Raw genomic sequence first — 23,791 nt, 5'->3', positions numbered from 1 at the left:
TATTGTATAGCTAATATTATTTCAATAATGAATTATTTTTTTTACTATTTTAATAAAAGTATTACCTCTATGTTCAAAATTATTAAATTGATCAAAACTAGCACATGCAGGAGATAAAAGAACTATATCATTAGGTCTAACTGAAAGAGATATTTGCTTTATTGCTTCTTGCATAGTTTTAGTACGTATTGAAATGTTTGGACACAAATCAGCTATTTTATCGCCATCTTTGCCGAAGCAAAAAATTTTAATTTTTTTAACTATTATAAGATTTATTAAAGAAGAAAAATCTGCACCTTTACTATCTCCACCTAATAATAACCATAATGTACCTTCTGAAGAAATACTACACAATGCAGATTCAGTACTTTTAATATTAGTTGCTTTAGAATCATTTATCCATTTTACTCCATTATGTTCACATACTATTTGTAAACGATGTTTTAATCCTGTAAATGATACTAATGCTGATAAACTAGAAAGATATGGTAATCCTATAGCTTCAGCTAAAGCTAAAGCTGACATTGCATTTATATAATTATGTTGGCCGATGATTTTCATTTCTTCTGTATTGAATATTTGATCATGATATATACTATTTATCCAAAACTTGCCATTTTTATTAATAAGATGATAATCACCCTGATTAATTCCAAAACTGATATATTTTTGATTGAAACTAAATTTAGGAATAGTTAGTTTTTCATCTTTATTAATTACGCAAATTAGAGCGTTTTTATATATACGCATTTTTACAGCACGATATTGATCGATACCTAATGGATAACGATTTAAATGATCTTCAGATACATTTAATACTGTAGCAACATTAGCTCTTAAACTATAAGTAATTTCTAATTGAAAACTAGATAGTTCTAAAATATATAATTGTTGTAATGGAATTTTTAACAAATTCAATACAGGTATTCCAATATTACCACCCACAACCACTTTATAACCAGCTGTTTGTGCCATCTCCTTTATTAAATTAGTAACGGTACTTTTACCGTTTGATCCCGTAATTGCTATTATAGGAACATTTAATTCTCGACAAAATAATTCTACATCACCAACAATTTCTATTCCTTTATTAGCTGCTATTTGCAATGCTGGATTATTTAAACTTATTCCTGGACTTACAACTATTAGATCAGCTTTTAATAAATGGTCAACATGAAAACCACCAAAATAACATTTAATACCTTTAGGTATACTTTTTATACTAGGAGGGAACAAACGAGTATCAATAAGAATAGGATTTACGCCTTTTTTTAAAAAAAAATCAATACATGATAATCCGGTCATACCTGAGCCAATTATAATAATTTCTTTACCTTTGTATTCAATCATAAGCACCGAATATGTAATGAAAATAATCCTAATAATACAAATATAAAAGAAATAACCCAAAAAAATAAGATTATACGAGGTTCAGACCACCCTTTTAATTCGTAATGATGGTGAATAGGAGCCATTAAAAAAATTCTACAACGAAATAATTTAAATGAACTTACTTGTAACATAACTGAACAAGCTTCAATTACAAATATTCCACCCATTATTAATAATAATAGTTCTTGACGCAATAATACAGCAACAGTTCCTAATGCTCCACCTAATGCTAATGAACCAACATCTCCCATAAAAATTTTTGCAGGATAAATATTAAAACATAAGAAACCAATTCCTGCACCTACAATAGAAGCACAAAATATGACTAATTCTTTAGCGTGCATTATATAAGGTATATGAAAATATTCAGAAAAAACTGTATTACTAGTTAACCAAGACACTATGATAAATCCTGTAGCTACAAATATTATAGGAACAATAGCTAATCCATCTAGACCATCAGTTAGGTTCACTGCATTTCCCGTTCCTACTATAACAATATATGATAATATAATAGATAATAATCCTATATGTAATGTAAAATCTTTTAAAAATGGAATTACCAGCTGTGTTGAAATATTATTGGTACTAAAAAAATATAACAATGATATGATAATAGAAATAACAGACATCCATAAATATTTCCATTTAGCTGTTAAACCTTTTGAACTTTTATAAATAACTTTTCGGTAATCATCTATAAAACCAATTATACCAAATCCAATAAATACTGTTATTACATACCACATATAAACATTAGATAAACATGACCATATTAAAGTTGAAACTAAAACTGATATAATTATTATTAAACCACCCATAGTAGGAGTACTACGTTTACTTAGATGAGATTTAGGACCATCATTACGCACTATTTGATTTATTTGCAACCTTTTCAACCAGCAAATAAAATAAGGTCCCATATATAATGAAATATACAAAGATGTTAATAGGCTACCAATAACACGAAATATTAAATTTGAAATTATATTAAAATAAGAGTAAAATCCATCTAAATAATCAAATAAAAAAACTAGCATAATTTTTCCTCTAATAACCCTTTTACTACTAGTTCCATTTTAGCATGTCGTGATCCTTTAATTAAAATAGTGATTTTAGTATGTTTATATAACAAGAACTTTAAGCGTTTAATTAGTGATGTTTTATTTTTATAATGTTCACCTACTGGACTATGTTCACTTATTAGATGACTAATATTTCCTATACTTATTATAAGATCTATTGACATATTAATAGCATATATACCTAATGAACTATGAAGTTGATTGCTATCTTTCCCTAATTCTGATAAATCACCTACTACCATTACGCGATAACCTGGCATTGATGATAATAATTCTATTGCAGCTTGCATTGAACCTATATTAGCATTGTAGCTGTCATCCAATAATATTTGATATTTAGATAAATAGATAGGAAATAATCTACCTGGAATTGGTTTAAATGTTTTAAGACCATTGCTAACAGATTTTAGTGAAGCTCCTAAAGAAAGAGATAATGCAGTAGCCGCTAATGCATTATAAACATTATGTCTTCCTATTAATGGAATATTTAACTCTACTGTGCCATAAGGTGTTTTAACAATAAAATTAGTGTTATTATTTTTAATAAAAATATCGTAAGCAAAAAAATCACTATCTTTATTTTTTAAAGAAAATTTCCATACCTTTTTTCTAATTAAGTATTTTTTCCAATTTAACCAATCATTGCTATCATCATTGATGATAGCAACTCCATGACTAGGTAAATTATAAAAAATTTCACCTTTTGCTTTTGCAATATTATTTAATGATCCAAAACCTTCAAGATGTGCTAATGTAATGTTATTTATTAATACACTTTCTGGTTCTACTAGTTTAGCTGTATAATGTATTTCACCAAGATGAGATGCTCCAAGTTCGATTACTGCATATTTATGTTCATTTGTAAGACGCATTAATGTCATAGGTACTCCGAATTCATTATTCAGATTACCTCTATTACATAAGGTTTTTCCGCATTGATTCAAAATAGCAGCAGTCATTTCTCTAACAGATGTTTTACCTGAAGATCCTGTTAATGCAGAAATACGTGTTTTTACCTGTTTGCGTACCCAAAAGGATAATATTCCAAATGACAAACTAGTATCCTTAACGACTACTTGTGGTACAGATATAGGTAAATATTTATTTACTAATAAAGCATGAGCACCATTTATAATTGCATCATTAGCAAAATTATGTGCATCAAATTGTTTACCAACAATAGCAATAAATAAATTTCCTGGTTTTATTAATTTGGTATTTGTGGAGATATTCTTAAATAAGATATCATTTCCATAAAGTTTACCGTTGGTAATTTCTGCTAATTTACTTAAATATAATGAGATCATTGTATATTATTCAATAACGACTGGACGATTTTATGATCGGAATATTTAAAGTAGTTATCACCTATAATTTGATATTCTTCATGTCCTTTTCCTGCAATTAAAATTAAATCATCATTTTTAGCTTTTGTAATTGATTCAATAATTGCTTTTGATCTATCTCTTATTATATGAACACTAGATAGATCTTTAAAACCATTTATAATATCTTGATTTATTTCGTTTTGATCTTCTTTACGTGGATTATCTTCAGTAACAATAATAATATCTGCAAATTTCTCAGCTATTGAAGCCATGATAGGTCTCTTACTTTTATCACGATCACCACCACAGCCAAATAAACACCAAAGTTTTCCCTTACAATATATACGAGATGATATTAAAGCCTGTTTTAATGCTTCAGGAGTATGAGCATAATCTATTATTACTTTTGGTTTATTAATATTTAAAAATATTTCCATACGACCTTTTATAGGTTTTAATTTATATGCTACTTCTAGTAAAAGATCTAATGGATAATTAAGAGAAAGCATAGTTGCTAAAGCTAGCAATAAATTAACAATATTAAAATTACCAATCAATAAACTATTAATTTTACCAGGACCCCAGCTTGAATCAAAATCAATACTGAATACATTTTTTTGGAATTTTATTGAATTAGCTTTAATCCAACGTTTATTAATATTTATAGAGCGATTTTTATATATACTTACTGCAATTGAGTTAGGAAAATCAAACAACCATTCGTAACCTATTTTATCATCTGCATTTATTATCATTTGGTTTATTTTATGTTTTAAGAAAAATAATTTTTTAGCTGCAACATAATTGCTTATGTTTTGATGATAATCCAGGTGATCATGAGTTAAATTTGTGAATATACCCGCTGAAAAAACTATATCTGCTACACGATGTTGCATTAATGCATGTGAAGAAATTTCCATTGCTGTAAGGTGTATATTTTGTTTATTTAATATATATAATAATTTTTGTATATTTATAGCAGATTCTGTTGTATTATTTGTTTTTTTTAAATTTCTAATTAATCCATATCCCATAGTTCCCATTACTGCACTTTTTTCACCAAGTAACTGTATCCATTGTGCTATCAAATGTGTTACGGTAGTTTTGCCATTAGTTCCAGTTACGCCAATAATTTTTTGTTTTTGACCTGGATTTCTGTAATAAATTTTACCTAAAGTTGATAATTTTTTGTTAAGTTCTGATAAATAAATAATAGGAACTCCATTTATATAGATAATTTTACCATTAGAAACATTATTGCCTGCTTCAGCTAATACAGCAACAGCGCCATTATAAATTGCTTCTTGAATGAAATTCCTTCCATCTGTATAATGTCCTAAAACTGCTATGAATAAATCACCTTTTTTTACTGTACGACTATCTAATCGTATTTCATTAAAAAAACATGTTGGCACATGTGAAATCCATTGATTGATCAAATAATTGAGATTTTTAACTTTTTTCACTAATTTTCTCTTTTATTAAGACAAATTCTAATAAGAACAATAATAAAAATTAATTTTACTCAATATTTTTTTAAAATTATATTAATTGATTTTTTTAATTAAAAAATAGTTTAAGTATTATAAAATATATGTTAGCTTATTTTTTCAGCTATACGTAATATAGCACTACGTGATCTATAATTATTTTTTAGTTCTAAATGGCTTGGGAATAATTTACCTAATGACCTTAGTTTAATATTATTAAACTCCATGATTTGTTTCTCTGTAATTGGTAAACCATAAGGTACTGGTGCAGGTTTACTAAAATCTCTTATGAAACGTTTAACTATTCTATCTTCTAATGAGTGAAAACTAATAATACATAAACGTCCTTTAATAGATAACAATTTAATTGAACTTACTAGTATAGTTTTGAGTTCTTCTAGTTCTTCATTAATCCATATACGTATGGCTTGAAAACTACGTGTAGCAGGGTGTTTAAATTTATCTTTCACTGGTATAGCACATGCAATAATTTCAGCTAGTTCCTTAGTTCTGGTTATTGGCAACTTATTATTTCTTTTTACTATTTCATGAGCTATTCTTTTTGCATATCTTTCTTCCCCATATTTTTCTAACACAAAAGCAATTTCCTTTGCGTTTGCATTTAATAACCAATCTTTTGCAGATATATTAGAATTTGGGTCCATACGCATATCTAATGGTCCATCATTTCTAAAAGAAAATCCGCGATTAAAATCATCTAACTGAGGAGAAGAAACTCCAAGATCTAATAAAATACCACTAATTTTACCTAATAAATCAAGCTTAAATATATATTCTTCTAATTCAGAAAATTTTTTTTTCATGATTGTAAAGCGTGAATCTTTTATGTTCATACCTTCTACAATAGCTTGGGGATCTCTATCTATAGCAATCAATTGTCCGTTATTTCCAAGTTTTGAAAGAATAAATCTTGAATGTCCTCCTCTACCAAAAGTTCCATCTATATAAATACCATTTTTTTTAATATTTAAGTTATTAACGGCTTCAGATAACATTACAGCATTGTGCTCAAATTTTTTCATATTATAGGTAAATTATTTAAATAAATTAAAGTGTTAAAAAATTATTTTTTATAGATATAATATATTTCAAATAAATAAGTTAAAATAATCACTTACTATATTTTGAAAACTAATTTACTAAAAATCATTATATATCAGAAAATCAAAATAGTTTCAAAATTTAATAAAAATATTTTGTTAGATAATTAGATATTATACATAAACAAAAAATGTATTATTGAATAATACCATTACCACGTAATAGACCGATAATTCCTGAACGAACTATTTCAATAATATCTGATATATTTTTAATAACATTCAGAAATGAGTCTAATTTGCTAGTAGTTCCTACAAGTTGAACTGTATAAATTATTTTAGTAACATCAACAATTTGACCTCGAAATATTTCTACTGTTCTTTTTATTTCTTCTTTTTCATAGCCAGTTATTTTTATTTTTACTAGCATTATTTCACATTCTACGCAATTTTTTTGTTTTAATTCAATTACATGTGAAACATCAATTAATTTGTGTAGTTGTTTTTCTATTTGTTCTAATACATTTGCATCACCAAATGTTTGAATGGTCATACGAGATAAAGTAGGATCATGAGTAGGAGCTACAGTTAAACTTTCAATATTATATCCACGTTGTGAAAACAAGCCAACTACACGAGATAAAGCACCAGCCTCATTCTCCAATAAAATTGATAAAACACGACGCATAATTTAAGTTCTCTCCGTTTTGTTCAACCACATTTCATTCATAGCACCACCGCGAATTTGCATAGGATATACGTGTTCTTCTTCATCAACATTAATATCTACAAACACTAATTTACCTTTGGAAATAATATCTAATGCTAACAATAATTTTTCCTTTAATTCGCAATAATTTTTGATTTTTATGCCAATATGACCATATGATTTTGCTAAATCAACAAAATTAGGTAATGATTTCATATATGATTGTGAATGTCTTCCTGAATAAATCATATCTTGCCATTGTTTTACCATGCCTAAAAAATTATTATTTAAATTTAGAACCAAAATTGATAAATTATACTGCAGGGCAGTAGAAAGTTCTTGTATATTCATTTGAATACTACCATCACCTGTAATGCAAATTACAGTTTCTTTTGGAAGGGCAATTTTAACACCTAATGCAGCTGGTAAACCAAAACCCATAGTTCCTAGTCCACCAGAATTAATCCAACGACGAGGTTTATCAAAATAATAATTTAGAGCTGTAAACATTTGGTGTTGACCTACATCAGAAGTTATATAAGCATTTCCTTTTGTTAACTGAAAAATAGTTTTAATTACTGCTTGAGGTTTAATTTTATTACTTCTTTTATCAAAAGATAAGCATTGTTTATTACGCCATGAATAAATTAATTGCCACCATTCTTGTAATTTATTAAAATTCTTAAATTTAATTTTTTTAATAAAATCTAACATAATATTTAAAATTTGTTTAATATCACCTATAATTGAAATATCTGATATTATAGTTTTAGATATTGAAGTGGGATCTATGTCAATATGCATTATGGTAGCTCCAGGACAATATTTTTTTATATTGTTAGTGGTACGATCGTCAAAACGTACCCCAATACCAAAAATGAAATCAGAATTATGCATGGCCATGTTTGCTTCATAAGTTCCATGCATACCTAACATTCCAAGAGATTGATTATGTGTCCCCGGAAATGAACCTAAACCCATTAATGAAGTTGTTACTGGAAGATTTAGGTATTCAGCTATCTCTAACAATTCATTTGAACACTCAGAATTAATTGATCCACCTCCAGAATAAATAATTGGTTTTTTGGAATTTAAAAGTTTTTTCAATGCATCTTGTATTTGTACTATATTTATTTTAAAAACAGGATTATAAGAACGTATATTTACTGATTTTGGCCATTTGTAAGGGAATTTATAATTAAGATCTAATATATCTTTTGGTAGATCTATTACTACTGGTCCTGGTCTACCACTTGATGCTAACCAAAAGGCTTTTTTAAAAATAATTGGAATTTCTTTTGTACATTTTACTAAAAAACTGTGTTTAACAATAGGACGAGAAATACCAACCATATCACATTCTTGAAAAGCATCATATCCAATTAAAGAAGAAGAAACTTGTCCAGATAAAATAACTAAAGGAACAGAATCCATATATGCTGTAGCAATACCAGTTATAGCATTTGTTGCTCCTGGTCCTGAAGTTACTAATACTACACCTACTTTTCCAGTTGCACGTGCTAAACCATCAGCCATATGTACTGCTCCTTGTTCATGGCGTACCAAAATATGATCAATGCCACCGACAGTTTGTAAAGCATCATAAATATCCAATACTGCTCCTCCTGGATATCCAAATATTTTTTTTATTCCCTGATCTATTAAAGAACGCACAACCATTTCAGCTCCTGACAACATCTCCATTATTTGCTCCCAAAGCTCAATAAATTTAAGTTTGTTTTTTAATTGTTCTTTGTAGTGTTTGTAATCAATAAATTTAAATTTCTAAATTATAATAAATATATAAGGTATGAATTTTTTGTTTTAGATAATTTTAAATACAAAATTATACTTTACATATAAAAATAAAATTATTTTCATGCAGAAAGTTTATATTTATTATATCAATAGTAGAAGATGAAAATTTTATACTTGTACTTTTGTAATTTATTTTAAAAATTGGAAATGTTTTTCAAATAAATTAAAAAAAGACAAACAAGTTATATTTATAAAAGATCAATATGATTTATTCACGTTAATAATTATTCAAATTATGGCTATTTTAGTCTGTTCAGTATAAATATATTAATTTTTTTAAAATAAAAAACCCGTGCTTATCACGGGTTTTGCCTCTTATTAATGTATCATCAAGCAAAAAACAAAAGGATAAAAATAATGAACGATAACGTTATTATTTTTGACACTACTTTGCGGGACGGTGAACAAGCGTTACAAGCTAGTTTAAATGTCAAAGAAAAATTACAAATTGCTTTGGCATTAGAAAGAATGAAGATTGATGTCATGGAAGTAGGATTTCCAGTGTCATCTCCTGGAGATTTCAAGTCTGTTCAAACAATTGCACGTATTATTAAAAATAGCTGTGTTTGTGCATTAGCTCGTTGTATTGAAAAAGATATAGATATTGCTAATAAGTCTTTATGCCTAGCTGAAAGATTTCGTATTCACATATTTATAGCTACTTCTCCTACACAAATTTCAACTAAACTTCGCAGCACTTTACCAGAAGTAATTGAAAGAGCGGCATATATGATTAAATATGCTCGCAAATATACTAATGATGTTCAATTTTCATGTGAAGATGGAGGTAGAACACCAATTGAAGATCTATGCCGTATAGTAGAAATAGCAATTAATTCTGGTGCAACAACAATCAATATTCCAGACACGGTAGGATATACTATTCCAAACGAATATGGAAATATTATTAGTCAATTAATAAACGTAGTTCCAAACATTGATAAAGCAATACTATCTGTACATGCTCATGATGATTTGGGAATGGCTACAGGAAATACTATAGAAGCATTACAAGCAGGAGCACGCCAGATTGAGGGTACATTAAATGGTTTAGGTGAACGTGCTGGTAATTGTGCATTAGAAGAAGTTTTACTGGCAATTAAAACACGTCAAAAATTATTAAAATTAAATACAAACATTAACTATCAAGAAATTTATAGAACCAGTCAAATAATTAGTCAAATATGTAATATGCCTATTCCAGTAAATAAAGCAATAGTTGGTTCTAATGCCTTTTCTCATTCTTCTGGTATTCATCAAGATGGAGTATTAAAGAATCGAGAAAATTATGAAATTATAACACCCGAATGTATAGGATTACATAAGCTTCAATTGAATCTTACATCACGCTCAGGAAGAGCTGCTGTAAAACATAGAATGAAAGAAATGGGTTATAAAGAAAGCGATTATAACCTAGATGCTTTGTATGATACTTTTTTAAAACTAGCTGATAAAAAAGGACAAATATTTGATTATGATTTAGAAGCACTAGCATTTATTAACAAACAAAATGAAGATCCAGAGTACTTTAGATTAAATTATTTTAATGTAAAATCAGGATCTAATAAAATTGCTAAAGCATGTGTAAGTTTAATTTGTGGTGTTAATAAAAAATTAGAGACAGCTACTGGCAATGGACCAGTAGATGCTGTATATCAAGCTATTAATTTAATTACTATGTTTAATGCTGAACTTTTAAATTACAAGTTAACATCTAAAGGGCATGGAGAAAATGCATTAGGTCAAGTAGATATATTAGTAAATTATAAAAACAGAAATTTTCATGGAATAGGTTTAGCAACTGATATAATTGAATCTTCGGTGAAGGCTATGATTAATGCTTTAAATAATATTTGGCGTTCTAAACAAGTTGAAAAAGAGTTAGAACGTAAATCAAAAAATCAAAAGGAAATAACATCAGTATGTTAAAAAAGTACTGTATAGCATTGTTACCTGGAGATGGTATAGGTCCAGAAGTAATGGCACAAGCTGTAAAAGTATTAGATGTTGTCTGTAAGTGTTTTAATTTAAACATCGATACAATTACTTTTGATGTAGGTGGTGTTGCTATCGATAAATATGGCACACCATTGCCTGAAACAACAATCCAGGGTTGTGAAAAAGCTGATGCAATTTTATTTGGTTCTGTAGGTGGTCCAAAATGGGAACATCTCCCTCCTGATTTTCAACCAGAGAGAGGATCTTTATTAGTACTGCGCAAACATTTTAATTTATTTAGTAATTTAAGACCAGCAAGATTATACAAAGGGATAGAATACTTATGTCCTTTGCGTATTGATATCTCGAAAAAAGGTTTTGACATTTTATGTGTCCGTGAATTAACTGGTGGCATTTATTTTGGTACACCTAAAGGGCGAATAGGTAAAGCCATGACTGAATGTGCATTTGATACTGAAATTTATTATCGTTATGAGATAGAAAGAATAGCTAAAGTTGCATTTGAATACGCACTAAAACGTCGTAAACAAGTTACTTCTATTGATAAAGCTAATGTACTACAAACTTCTATCATGTGGAGACAAATAGTTAAAGAAATCTCTAAAAAATATCCTGAAGTAATATTAAATCACATGTATATAGACAATGCTACTATGCAATTAATTAAGAATCCATCTCAATTCGATGTATTGTTATGTTCTAACATGTTTGGAGATATCATTTCTGATGAATGTGCAATACTAACTGGTTCTGTAGGTTTATTACCTTCTGCTAGTTTAAATGAAAGCGGTTTTGGTCTATATGAACCTGCTGGAGGTTCAGCACCAGAAATTGCAAATCAAAATATTGCTAATCCTATAGCACAAATTTTATCTTTATCACTCTTATTGCGTTATAGCTTAAAATTAGAAAATGTAGCTAATAGTATTGAAAATGCTGTAATTAAAGCTTTAAATGCAAGATATTATACTCAGGATATATCAAACATAAAACCCATAACCACAGAAAAAATGGGTAATGTTATTACTAAATATATAATTCAAGAGAATTAAAGAAATGAAAACGTTATATCAAAAAATATTTGATGCACATATTATTCATAAATATAATCATTCTACAGGATTATTGTATATAGATAGACATTTAGTTCATGAAGTTACTTCTCCTCAAGCTTTTCAGGGGCTTAGGATTAAAAATAGAAAGGTACGTCAGCCTTATAAAACTATTGCTACTATGGATCATAATGTTTCTACAAAAACTAGAGACATTAATGCATCAGGAGAATTATCCCGAATTCAAATGCAAGAACTGGTAAATAACTGTAAAGAATTCAACATTACATTATATGATATACATCATCCTTTTCAAGGTATTGTACATGTTATAGGCCCAGAACAAGGCATAACCTTGCCTGGCATGACTATTGTGTGTGGTGATTCTCATACATCAACTCATGGTGCTTTTGGAGCTCTTGCATTTGGAATAGGAACTTCAGAAGTAGAACATGTGCTAGCTACACAGACTTTAAAACAAGATAGATTTAAAACAATGAAAATTGAATTAATAGGAAATATTTCTAATGGTGTAACATCAAAAGATATTATTCTTTCTATCATAGGAAAACTTGGCAGTGGAGGTGGTACGGGATATGTAGTAGAATTTTGTGGTGAAATAATTAGTAACATGAGTATGGAGAGCAGAATGACCTTATGTAATATGGTAGTCGAGATGGGAGCAAAAGCTGGCTTAATAGCACCAGATGAAGTAACTTTTAGATACTTAAAAAATAAACATTTTTCTCCACGCGGAGAAAAATGGGAACAAGCAATTAAGTACTGGAATACATTAAAATCAGATCCTGATGCTAATTTTGATTCTGTGATAAAAATCAATGTTTCAGACATAGGGCCTCAAGTAACATGGGGTACTAATCCTAGTCAGGTAATATCTATTGATCAATTAATACCAGATCCTTGTTCCTTTAATAGTATAACTGAACGAAATTCAGCTGAAAAAGCATTAAATTATATGAAACTTAAACCTAATACAAAATTAACAAATATAAATATAGATAAAGTATTTATAGGATCATGTACCAATTCTAGAATTGAAGATCTCCGTTCAGCAGCGATGGTTGTCAAAGGTAAAAAAATTGCATCCAAAGTATATGCAATGGTAGTTCCGGGTTCAGGATTAGTAAAAAAACAAGCAGAATCTGAAGGTCTAGACAAAATTTTTTTAGAAGCTGGTTTTGAATGGCGTCTCCCAGGATGCTCTATGTGTTTAGCAATGAATGATGATCGGTTAAATCCTGGAGAACGTTGTGCTTCTACGACTAATAGAAATTTTGAAAGTCGTCAGGGTTGGGGAGGATTGACTCATCTTGTTAGTCCTATCATGGCAGCAGCTGCTGCTATAAATGGACGTTTTATTGATATAAGAACATTTAGAAAAATAGGGAAATAAAATCAAAATGTCAAATAATTTTTTTCAACATACTGGAATTGTAGCACCATTAGATGTTGCTAATATAGATACTGATGCAATTATTCCAAAACAGTTTTTACATAAAATATCACGTTTAGGATTTGGAAAAAATTTATTTCATTACTGGAGATATGTAGACACATTAGGTAATAAATTAAATTCAGATTTTGTTCTTAACAAAAAGGAATTTCAGCTATCAAGTATATTATTAACTCGTGAAAATTTCGGTTGTGGATCATCTAGAGAACATGCTGTTTGGGCTTTAATTGATTTTGGTTTCCGTATAATTATAGCACCCAGTTTTGCAGATATTTTTTATAAAAATAGTATTAATAACCAACTTCTACCAATACAAGTAAGTGAAAAAGAAGTTGATGAAATGTTTGATTTAGTGACCAATAACCATGGTGTTATGTTTAAAATAGATATCAAAAAATTAAAAATAATTACAGAAAATAAAATTTACCCATTTGAAATAGATTATATTCATCATCAATGCATTATTAATGGAATTGATGATATTCAATCTACATTAAAATATGAGACATTAATTGAAAATTATGAACAAAATGATCTATATTTTTATGCTTAAACATGTAAAAACTGATTTTTTTATATTTTTAATGTATTCAAAATAATTATTACATATGATATTACTGAATTATTTAAAACAATTAATAACTATTCTAAATTGCAGTTCTTAATATATCTGATTTTTCTACCTTGGTGAATAATAGACATTTCTTATAATAAAAATAATTGTAAGTTTTTTAATTAGATGATAATAATTTTAAATATTTAATAATATTAAAATATTAAATTAATTATTATGATTTAATAATTACATTATAAAGTAAAAATTAATCTTGAAAAATAACTATCAAGCTATCATTAGCTTAATCTATTATAATAACTATAATATCCTAGGTATGATATCTTATTAATAATAAGATATTATTATTAAATTAATGATGATAATAATAAAAAGTATAAACGGATAAGACATAATATGAAAAATTGGAAAATATTAATTATTATCATGCTGATAATAAATACAAATTTATTTGCAAAAACTAGATTAGCTGATAGTGTAGCTGTAGTAGTTAATAATGATATCATTCTTGAAAGTGAAATTAATAATACAAATTTTATAAAATATATTAAAAATTTACGGATATCAAACATTAATATTTTACGTAATAAAATGGTTCAAGACCAAATTTTTGAAAAAATAATTTTTCAACTAGGCAAACAACGAGGATTAAATATTACTGATGATAAATTAGATATTATCATCAAAGATATGTCTATTAAAAATCATATTAATTTGAATGAATTTCGTAAAATTCTAAGTGATAAAAATATAAAATATGACACATATCGTAACCAAATACGAAAACAAATAATAATTGCTATTATCAGTAATAAAGAAGTACTAAAAAGGGTACTAGTTTATCCTGAAGAAATAAATAGATTGAGTAAACAAATTGTTTTACATAAATTTAATGAAAATCAAATTAATTTAAGTCAAATTATACTAACACTGCCAGAAAATCCGACTGAACAGCAATTACATGAAAAAATGACATTAGCTAAAAATTTACTATCTAAAATCAAAAAAGAAACTGATATTAGAAGATTAAGTAAACAATATCCTGATTTATTTAAAATAGAAAATATGGGATGGAACCAAATCAAAATGTTACCAGAAATTTTTTCTAAAGTTCTACTTAATTCAAAAAAAGGGGATGTTGTTGGTCCAATTCAAAGTGGAGTGGGTTTACATATTTTAAAAGTTAATGATATTAATAATGATAATAATATTAATTTTAGTGAAATGCAGATTCGTTTTTTTTCTATTAAACTAAATCCAACATCAATGAATCATAAAACTACTTTAACCAAATTAGATAATATTATTTTTGATTTTAATTCCAAAAAAATTGATTTAAAACTAGCTATAAAACAATTATCCAATATTTTGTCAATAAATCAAGATACAGATTCAAAATGGATATTATTTAACGATTATTCTAAGCAAAATATATATAAGATATTAAAAAAATTGGAAAATAATCAAATGAGTAAACCATTTTATTTCCATGGAAATTGGTATATTGTACAAAAGTTAAATATTCGTAAAATTAACGCTTTTAATGTAATTCAAAAAAAAATATCTCTTATGAATGTTATTAATAATAAAATGCGTGAAGAATTTGAATCTATCATACAACAACAAATTGCTAAATCTTATATAAAAATTATAAAAAAATGATTAGTAACCATCGTATAATTATCACTCCTGGTGAACCAGCCGGAATTGGTCCTGATATTATTATTAAATTAGCTCAAAAAAAATGGCCAGTTGAATTGGTAGTATGTGCTTCTCCCAAATTACTTTATGATCGTGCTTATCAACTTAGATTACCAATAAATTTATACTTTTACGATCCTAATAATATTAATAAAAATCGGCAATCAAGTAGTTTAGCTATAATTCCTATCAAACTATCAAACCCAGTAATTCCTGGTAAATTATCTAAAGATAATAGTAAATATGTAATAAAAACTTTAATTAAATCTTGCTATGAGTGTATAGAAGGAAGATTTCAAGCAATAGTTACAGGTCCAGTAAATAAATATATTATTAATGATGCTGGTATATCTTTTACTGGACATACTGAATTATTTGCACGCCTTACATTCACCGAAAAAGTAGTAATGATGTTAGTAAACGAAAAATTGCGCGTAGCATTAGTAACTACTCATGTACCATTAAAATCAGTACCAGACTTTATTACTAAAAATAATTTATATAAAATAATTAATATATTACACCAAGAGCTCAAAAAAAAATTTTCTATTAACAATCCAGCAATTTATATTTGTGGACTTAATCCACATGCAGGAGATAAAGGTTATATAGGGAAGGAAGAAATAGAAATTATTATTCCAGTAATTAATGAACTTAGGAAAAAAGGTTTAAAATTAATAGGACCATTACCTGCTGATACTATATTTCAAGAAAACTTTTTAAAGAAAGCTGATGTTATTTTAGCTATGTACCATGATCAAGGATTGCCAGTATTGAAATTTTCTGGATTTAACAAATCAGTTAATGTTACATTAGGTTTACCTTTTATCAGAACTTCAGTAGATCACGGTACTGCTCTTGAAATAGCTTCTAAAGGAACTGCCAATCCTGAAAGTTTATTTATGGCTGTTAATTTAGCAATCAATATGATTGAGAAAACTAATGAATAATTTTATATATCAAGGTCATTTTATTCGTAAACGTTTTAGTCAGAATTTTTTAAAGGACGAATATACTATTAATAAAATAATATCTACTATTAATCCTCAGGAAGACGAATTATTGGTAGAAATTGGTCCTGGATTAGGAGCTCTTACTAAACATATCTGTAAATATATTGATAAATTAATTGTAATTGAATTAGATTCTAATCTGGTACAAAAATTAAAACAAAATCCTAATTTTGGCTATAAATTAACTATTTTTCAAAAAGATGCAACAAAATTTGATTTTAATAAATGCTTAGCATCAAAAAACAAAAAGTTATTACGTATATTTGGAAACTTACCTTATCACATATCTACTATTTTAATATTCAATATATTTAAATATGTAAATTTAATTAAAGATATGCACTTCATGTTGCAGAAAGAAGTAGTTGATCGCATGGCTATAGGTCCAGGTAGTAAAGTGTATGGTCGTCTTAGTATAATGACTCAATATTATTGTAAGGTTATTCCAATTTTAGAAATTCATCCAAAATCTTTTATACCGGTACCTAAAGTAAATTCTATGTTAGTTCGTCTAGTGCCATATGATCAATTGCCTCATCCAGTAATTGACGTAAATTTATTAAACTATATTACTAAAATAGCATTTAGTCAGCGACGAAAAAAATTAAATAATAGTTTAAATAAAGTAATTCCCGAAAATATATTTAAAGAACTATCAATTGACTCTGCATTACGTGCAGAAGATATTTCAGTTGCACAATATTGTAGTCTAGCTAATTGGCTAGCAAATTCCTGAAAAAAATAGGAGAAAATGTGAGTAAATCAACTAATAATTTTATTAAAATTCAGAGTTTACATATAGAATCACAGTATTATTCAGAACAATCTCGTTATATTTTTACTTATTATGATAATAATTAGAAATATGGATAAATATTCAGTAAAACTACTTAACCGATATTTGTTAATTACTGATGGTAATGTCAAGAAAGTTGAAATTCATGGTAAATATATATTAGGTAAACAACCTTATATTACATCAGGAATTTAATTGCATTATACCACCAGCAGTATAATTCTTGAAACACCAATAGAAATTATACAATGATATTACGTAATATCCAATGAAATAGATGATAATTTTAATGTAACAGTTCCTGTTTTCAGAATTGCCATTAAAAATTACATTCATTGCAATTAACTTAAGTTAACTATATAGTAAATTTTTAATTGGATAAAAATTTATGAGTACATATCTAGTTGGTGATATTCATGGTTGCTACAAAGAATTACGTACTTTATTAAATAAAGTTGATTTTAATCCCCAAAATGATACTTTATGGTTAACAGGTGATTTAGTATCACGCGGACCAAATTCATTAAATGTACTACGCTATATTAAATCAATTGATCATTGTGTTAAGTTAGTTTTAGGTAATCATGACTTAAATCTTTTATCTATTTATGCTGGCATTAATAATGCTAAACCTAAGTATAACTTAACAAAACTTCTAAAATCTGAAGATATTGATGATTTAATTAATTGGTTACGATGTAAACCCCTAATACAAATTGATGAACAAAAAAAAATAATTATGTCACACGCTGGAATTACTCCTCAATGGAATTTAAAAACAGCAAAAAAATGTGCAAGTGAAATAGAAAAAATACTTTCTAGTGATATGTATTCATCATTTCTCAGTTCTATATATGGCAATATGCCTAATAATTGGAGTGAAGAACTTAAGGGCTTAGCTAGATTACGATTTATCACTAATGCTTTTACAAGAATGAGATATTGTTTTAATAACGGTCAACTAGAAATGTTTTCTAAAAATATTATAGAATCAAGTAATATGCCGATAAAACCTTGGTTTGATATTAAAAACAAAATATCAGATGATTACACAATAATTTTTGGACATTGGTCTGCATTAAAAGGAAAAGGTACTCCAAAAAACATTATCGGATTAGATACTGGCTGCTGTTGGGGAGGTAATCTTACTCTTTTACATTGGGAAGAAAAAAAATATTGGAGTACTAAATAATAACTGTTCCCAAAATTTAATATTTAAATATACTATTTATTATAGCGACGTAGTATTTGAAAATTACAACTATATATGTTTTCTTGATCAACACTATGAAATTTATTAAATATCAATTCCCATTCATTGATATTATAATAAGGAAATTTCTTATCACCATTAATACTAACATTAACGTGAGTTAAATATAGCAAATCAGCATAATGAATCATTTGTTCATATATACTTGCACCACCTATTATCATTATTTCATTAAATGTGCTTGAGATCTCGATTGCTTCATCTAATGATTGTGCCCACTTTATATGTTTTGAATTAATAGGATTAGAACTAACCACAATATTAAGTCTTTTTGGTAAAGCACAACCAATAGATTCAAAGGTCATTCTACCCATAATTACAGGTTTATTAATAGTGTTTTTTTTAAACCAAGATAAATCTATGGGAAGTTTCCACATCATACTATTTTTTAGACCTATAAAGTGGTTATTTTCAAATGAAGCAATAATACTGATTTTTTTCACTTTGTTTATATTTTTTAAAAATTAGCTTATTTTATTATTTAATTGTTTATGCAATTCTTGTATAGAAATGATTCTATCCATTGGATCAACATCTAATGCCATTACCGTAGCAAAACTTCCATTTAATGTAGTGTTATAGTATACATTAGATTTTAAAGCACTATTTCTAATCATTCTTGAATCTTCAATTGATTGACGACCAGAAGCGGTATTAACAATATAAGTATACTCACCATTATCTAGACGATCTTGAATATTTGGATATTCTTCATCATGTACTTTTTTTACTACACGAACATTAATACCTGCTTTTTTTAATATCAAAGCTGTTCCATATGTGGCATCTAATTCAAATCCAAAATTTTGTAATTTAACTGCAAGATCAACAATGCGTTGTTTATCGCTTTTTCTAACTGATAACAAAACTCTACCATTTTTTTTCATATTACATTGAGCACTTAACATAGCTTTAGCAAAAGCCTCCTTAAAAGTTCTACCAATACCCATAACTTCACCAGTTGAACGCATTTCTGGACCAAGTATAGGATCAGATCCTTGAAATTTAATAAATGGTAAGACTACTTCTTTGACTGAGTAATAATTTGGTATTATTTCTGTAGTAATATTTTGTTCAGCTAATGTTTTTCCTACCATTACAAGTGCAGCAATTTTTGCTAATGGAATACCAGTAGCTTTAGATACAAATGGAATAGTACGTGCAGCTCTGGGATTTATTTCAATTAAATATACTTCTTTATCTTTAATTGCAAATTGAGCATTCATAAGACCACGAATTTTTAACCCTAAAGCTAATTTTTTTATTTGCTGACGTATGGTATCTTGAATTTCACTATTTAAGGTATAAGCTGGAAGAGAGCAAGCAGAATCTCCAGAATGCACTCCTGCTTGTTCTATGTGCTCCATAATGCCGCCAATTAATAAATTATTTCCATCAAAAATAGCATCAACATCTACTTCAATAGCATCTTCAATAAAATGATCTATTAATATTGGATTATCTTTAGATATAAAGAAAATTGCAGATCTGAAATAATTTTCAAGATCGGATTCATCATGGATAATTTCCATAGCACGACCACCTAATACATATGAAGGTCTTACCAACAAGGGATAGCCAATATTTTTAGCTACTTCTATAGCCTGATCTAAATTAATTACAGTAGCATTTTTTGGTTGTTTTAAGTTGAGATTTTTTACTAATTGTTGAAATCTAGCTCTATTTTCAGCACAATCTATAGAATCTGTGCTTGTACCAATAATTGGAACACCAGATTGTTCTAATAAATGAGCTAATTTTAAAGGAGTTTGTCCTCCATATTGAATAATTACTCCTTTAGGTTTCTCGATACGTACTATTTCTAATATATCTTCTAATGTTATAGGTTCAAAATAAAGACGATTAGAAATATCGTAGTCAGTCGATACTGTTTCTGGGTTACAGTTAACCATAATAGTTTCATATCCTTCTGAACGTAACGCTAGTGAAGCATGAACACAACAATAATCAAATTCTATGCCCTGACCTATTCTATTAGGTCCACCCCCTATTATTAAAATTTTTTCCTTGTTTTGACTTGGATTGGATTCACATTCCTCTTCGTAAGTGGAATACATATATGCGGTGTTGTTATCAAACTCAGCAGCACAAGTATCAATGCGTTTATAAACAGGATGCAAATTATAAAATATTCTTAGATTTCTAATTTCAATCTCTTTTAGTCCAGTTAAATATGCTAAACGCTTATCAGAAAAACCTTTGCGTTTTAACATTAATAAAAATGACTTATCTAAACCATTTATACCTTTTAATATGATTTCTTTTTCTAATTTTATTAGTTCTTTAATTTGTATTAAAAACCATTTATCAATATTAGTCAGTTTAAATACACTATAAACGGACATTCCAGCTCTAAATGCATCAGCAATATACCAAATTCTATCAGAACTAGCAATTTTAAGAGCATTACGAATATTATTTATTAAATTTTCATTTTTATTAATACTTATTTTAGTATCTAAACCATTTACTCCAACTTCTAGACTACGCAAAGCTTTCTGTAGTGATTCTTGAAAAGTACGCCCAATAGCCATCACTTCACCAACAGATTTCATCTGAGTAGTCAAAATGTTATTAGAACCAGGAAATTTTTCAAAGTTAAAACGTGGTATTTTCGTAACAACGTAATCAATAGATGGTTCAAATGAAGCAGGTATTAAATTTCTTGTAATATCGTTTTTTAATTCATCTAAAGTGTATCCTACTGCTAATTTAGCTGCTACTTTAGCAATAGGAAAGCCAGTTGCTTTCGAGGCTAAAGCAGAAGAGCGTGATACACGAGGATTCATTTCAATTACTATTAATCTACCATTATTAGGATTTATTGCAAATTGAACATTAGAACCTCCCGTTTCTACTCCTATTGCACGCAGTACTGATATAGAAGCATTACGCATAATTTGATATTCTTTGTCTGTTAATGTTTGTGCAGGTGCTACAGTGATAGAATCTCCAGTGTGTATACCCATAGCATCAAAATTTTCTATAGAACACACTATTATACAATTATCGTTTTTATCTCGTAATACCTCCATCTCATATTCTTTCCAACCAATTAACGATTCGTCAATTAGTAATTCATTAGTCGGGGAAATATCAAGACCCTGCTTACATATTTCAATAAATTCTTTACAATTATATGCTATTCCACCACCTGTTCCACCCAGTGTAAATGATGGACGGATAATACAAGGAAATCCAACATAATTAGCAATATTTAGTGCTTCTTTAATTGTTTTCGCAATACCTGATCTCGCTGTTTCTAAACCAATATCTTTCATTATATTGTCAAAACGCTGACGATTTTCTGCTTTGTCAATACTTTCAGAATTAGCACCAATCATCTTTATATTAAACGTTGTTAACACTCCTTGGCGATCTAGTTCTAGTGCACAAGTTAATGCTGTTTGTCCTCCCATAGTAGGCAATAAGGCATCTGGTTTTTCTTTTTCAATAATTTTTTTTATTATTTTCCAATGCATTGGTTCAATATACGTAACATCAGCTAAATCTGGATCCGTCATAATTGTAGCTGGATTAGAGTTTACTAAAATGATACGATAACCTTCTTTTTTTAAAACTTTACAAGCTTGTACTCCAGAATAATCAAATTCACAGGCCTGTCCAATTATAATTGGACCTGCACCAAGAATCAGGATAGATTTTATATCTAGACGTTTTGGCATTATTAACTCCTGATTAATTCTTTGAGCAGTATTTGTACATCAATTCAATAAAATGATCAAACAATAACATTGCATCGAATGGACCAGGACTGGCTTCTGGATGACCCTGAAAGCTAAATGCTGGTTTGTCAACATGATGAATACCTTGTATTGTATTATCAAATAGTGAAACGTGTGTTACATATAAATCATTAGGTAAGTTGGTTTTATCTACTACAAAACAATGATTTTGTGATGTTATCATTATTTTGTTATTAATAAGATTTTTTACTGGATGATTTCCACCATGATGTCCAGTTTTCATTTTTACTATCTTTGCACCGTGTGCTAAAGCTAATAGTTGATGACCAAAACAAATGCCAAATATAGGGATTTTAATATTTAAAAAATACCTAATATAATCAATGGCATAATTGCACAAATTGGGATTACCTGGACCATTAGATAAAACAATACCATTTGGATTCATTTTCATTACTTCCTTTGCAGTAGTTTGTGCTGGTACTACTGTTAAAGTACATCCCTTATCTACAAGAATACGCAATATATTAAATTTAACACCGTAATCATAAACTACTACATGATAGGGAAATACATTATTTTCCTTCTGTTGTTTTATAAAACCCTTATTTAATTGCCAATTACCTTTATTCCACTTATAAATATTAGAAGTAGTAACTTTTTTTGATATATCTGTATCTTTACATCCTATAAAAGATCTTGCTTTTTGCAAAGCTAATGAAAAATCCAGATTGTTATCTGTCATTATGCATCCGTTTTGCGTGCCTTTTTTACGTAATATACGAGTCAATTTCCTGGTATCAATATCAGAAATAGCAATGACGTTTTTTCGCTGCAGATATTTTAATAAACTTATTTTATTGCGAAAATTACTAGCTAATATAGATAAATCTCGAATTATTAAACCCCTAGCATAAATTTTATTCGATTCTTCATCTTCAAAATTAGTACCAACATTTCCAATATGAGGATAAGTTAAGAGAATAATTTGAAGAAAATATGAGGGATCAGTTATAATTTCTTGATAACCAGTCATTGAGGTATTAAATACAATTTCTCCTGCTACTGAGCCAATAGCCCCAATAGCACGACCGAAAAATTGAGTCCCATCTTCCAGTACTAAAAGAGCTGATTTAACCAAGATTATCTCCTAAAAATAATAAACTCAGATATAAACAAATTCATAACATTGAAAATTTAAATATCAGTTATAATCAGCTAATATTATATTTTATTTAAAAAGATTTTTTATTATTATTTATAATAAGATTATTTAAATATATAAATATTATCTATTAATAAACGATAAATACAGATAAAAACTTTAACAATTGCTTA

At 27.8% G+C, this 23,791-nt stretch carries 19 protein-coding genes; 9 read left to right on the top strand and 10 right to left on the bottom strand.

Features of this window, described 5'->3' with window-relative positions:
- Positions 1-21: 21 nt before the first annotated feature.
- From murD to ilvI, 7 genes are all read right to left on the bottom strand, one after another.
- On the bottom strand, positions 22-1,350 hold the full coding sequence (gene murD, locus FD726_RS01915) for a UDP-N-acetylmuramoyl-L-alanine--D-glutamate ligase (protein WP_159989906.1): 1,329 nt from the start codon (positions 1,348-1,350) through the stop codon (positions 22-24).
- Positions 1,347-2,432, bottom strand: coding sequence for a phospho-N-acetylmuramoyl-pentapeptide-transferase (gene mraY, locus FD726_RS01910; protein WP_159989905.1), 1,086 nt, complete (start codon positions 2,430-2,432; stop codon positions 1,347-1,349). Before mraY ends, murD begins: the two co-directional genes overlap by 4 nt.
- Positions 2,426-3,784 (bottom strand): UDP-N-acetylmuramoyl-tripeptide--D-alanyl-D-alanine ligase, encoded by a 1,359-nt coding sequence (gene murF, locus FD726_RS01905; protein ID WP_159989904.1) that lies wholly within the window; start codon positions 3,782-3,784, stop codon positions 2,426-2,428. The genes mraY and murF overlap by 7 nt, the downstream gene beginning before the upstream one ends.
- Positions 3,781-5,271 (bottom strand): UDP-N-acetylmuramoyl-L-alanyl-D-glutamate--2,6-diaminopimelate ligase, encoded by a 1,491-nt coding sequence (murE, locus tag FD726_RS01900; RefSeq protein WP_159989903.1) that lies wholly within the window; start codon positions 5,269-5,271, stop codon positions 3,781-3,783. Before murE ends, murF begins: the two co-directional genes overlap by 4 nt.
- Before the next feature lie 131 nt (positions 5,272-5,402).
- Positions 5,403-6,338 carry a 16S rRNA (cytosine(1402)-N(4))-methyltransferase RsmH gene (gene rsmH, locus FD726_RS01895; RefSeq protein ID WP_159989902.1) on the bottom strand — a complete coding sequence of 312 codons (936 nt, stop codon included), beginning with the start codon at positions 6,336-6,338 and terminating at the stop codon, positions 5,403-5,405.
- A 214-nt stretch (positions 6,339-6,552) separates the two neighbouring features.
- The gene (ilvN, locus tag FD726_RS01890) at positions 6,553-7,047 is read right to left on the bottom strand and encodes an acetolactate synthase small subunit (RefSeq protein WP_304622049.1); all 495 of its coding nucleotides are present in this window, start codon (positions 7,045-7,047) and stop codon (positions 6,553-6,555) included.
- A complete protein-coding gene (gene ilvI / locus FD726_RS01885; RefSeq protein ID WP_159989900.1) occupies positions 7,048-8,769 on the bottom strand; it encodes an acetolactate synthase 3 large subunit in 1,722 nt (573 codons plus the stop codon).
- A gap of 471 nt (positions 8,770-9,240) precedes the next feature.
- On the opposite strand from ilvI, the gene leuA reads away from it, so the two are divergent.
- The 9 genes from leuA (at position 9,241) to apaH (ending at position 18,644) form a co-directional block, all read left to right on the top strand.
- A complete protein-coding gene (gene leuA / locus FD726_RS01880) occupies positions 9,241-10,812 on the top strand; it encodes a 2-isopropylmalate synthase (protein WP_159989899.1) in 1,572 nt (523 codons plus the stop codon).
- Positions 10,806-11,894, top strand: a complete 1,089-nt coding sequence (leuB, locus tag FD726_RS01875) for a 3-isopropylmalate dehydrogenase (RefSeq protein WP_159989898.1) — start codon at positions 10,806-10,808, stop codon at positions 11,892-11,894. Before leuA ends, leuB begins: the two co-directional genes overlap by 7 nt.
- Before the next feature lie 4 nt (positions 11,895-11,898).
- Complete coding sequence (gene leuC, locus FD726_RS01870) at positions 11,899-13,308, top strand: 3-isopropylmalate dehydratase large subunit (protein WP_159989897.1); 1,410 nt, start codon at positions 11,899-11,901, stop codon at positions 13,306-13,308.
- Between the two features lie 7 nt (positions 13,309-13,315).
- On the top strand, positions 13,316-13,921 hold the full coding sequence (gene leuD, locus FD726_RS01865; RefSeq protein WP_159989896.1) for a 3-isopropylmalate dehydratase small subunit: 606 nt from the start codon (positions 13,316-13,318) through the stop codon (positions 13,919-13,921).
- 372 nt (positions 13,922-14,293) lie between these two features.
- Complete coding sequence (locus FD726_RS01860) at positions 14,294-15,604, top strand: peptidylprolyl isomerase (protein ID WP_441340581.1); 1,311 nt, start codon at positions 14,294-14,296, stop codon at positions 15,602-15,604.
- Positions 15,601-16,593, top strand: a complete 993-nt coding sequence (gene pdxA / locus FD726_RS01855) for a 4-hydroxythreonine-4-phosphate dehydrogenase PdxA (RefSeq protein ID WP_159989894.1) — start codon at positions 15,601-15,603, stop codon at positions 16,591-16,593. Before FD726_RS01860 ends, pdxA begins: the two co-directional genes overlap by 4 nt.
- Positions 16,586-17,392: a 16S rRNA (adenine(1518)-N(6)/adenine(1519)-N(6))-dimethyltransferase RsmA gene (gene rsmA, locus FD726_RS01850; RefSeq protein ID WP_159989893.1), complete on the top strand. Its 807-nt coding sequence runs from the start codon at positions 16,586-16,588 to the stop codon at positions 17,390-17,392. The genes pdxA and rsmA overlap by 8 nt, the downstream gene beginning before the upstream one ends.
- Positions 17,393-17,521: 129 nt before the next feature.
- Positions 17,522-17,647: an ApaG domain gene (locus tag FD726_RS01845; RefSeq protein ID WP_159989892.1), complete on the top strand. Its 126-nt coding sequence runs from the start codon at positions 17,522-17,524 to the stop codon at positions 17,645-17,647.
- Between the two features lie 193 nt (positions 17,648-17,840).
- Entirely contained in the window at positions 17,841-18,644 is an 804-nt protein-coding gene (gene apaH / locus FD726_RS01840) for a bis(5'-nucleosyl)-tetraphosphatase (symmetrical) ApaH (RefSeq protein WP_159989891.1), read from the top strand.
- 32 nt (positions 18,645-18,676) lie between these two features.
- Here the strand turns inward: apaH and folA are convergent, their stop codons facing one another.
- The 3 genes from folA to carA are packed head-to-tail and all read right to left on the bottom strand — an operon-like array spanning position 18,677 to position 23,594.
- Positions 18,677-19,168, bottom strand: a complete 492-nt coding sequence (gene folA, locus FD726_RS01835) for a type 3 dihydrofolate reductase (RefSeq protein WP_204162671.1) — start codon at positions 19,166-19,168, stop codon at positions 18,677-18,679.
- 21 nt (positions 19,169-19,189) lie between these two features.
- Complete coding sequence (carB, locus tag FD726_RS01830) at positions 19,190-22,432, bottom strand: carbamoyl-phosphate synthase large subunit (protein ID WP_159989890.1); 3,243 nt, start codon at positions 22,430-22,432, stop codon at positions 19,190-19,192.
- A gap of 13 nt (positions 22,433-22,445) precedes the next feature.
- Complete coding sequence (gene carA / locus FD726_RS01825) at positions 22,446-23,594, bottom strand: glutamine-hydrolyzing carbamoyl-phosphate synthase small subunit (RefSeq protein WP_159989889.1); 1,149 nt, start codon at positions 23,592-23,594, stop codon at positions 22,446-22,448.
- Between the last annotated feature and the right edge of the window lie 197 nt (positions 23,595-23,791).

Source organism: Pantoea sp. SoEX, from assembly GCF_009829945.1.
Lineage (GTDB): Bacteria > Pseudomonadota > Gammaproteobacteria > Enterobacterales > Enterobacteriaceae > Pantoea_C.
Note: the sequence above shows the minus strand (reverse complement) of the source record. Positions and strands in the feature narration are given on the sequence as shown.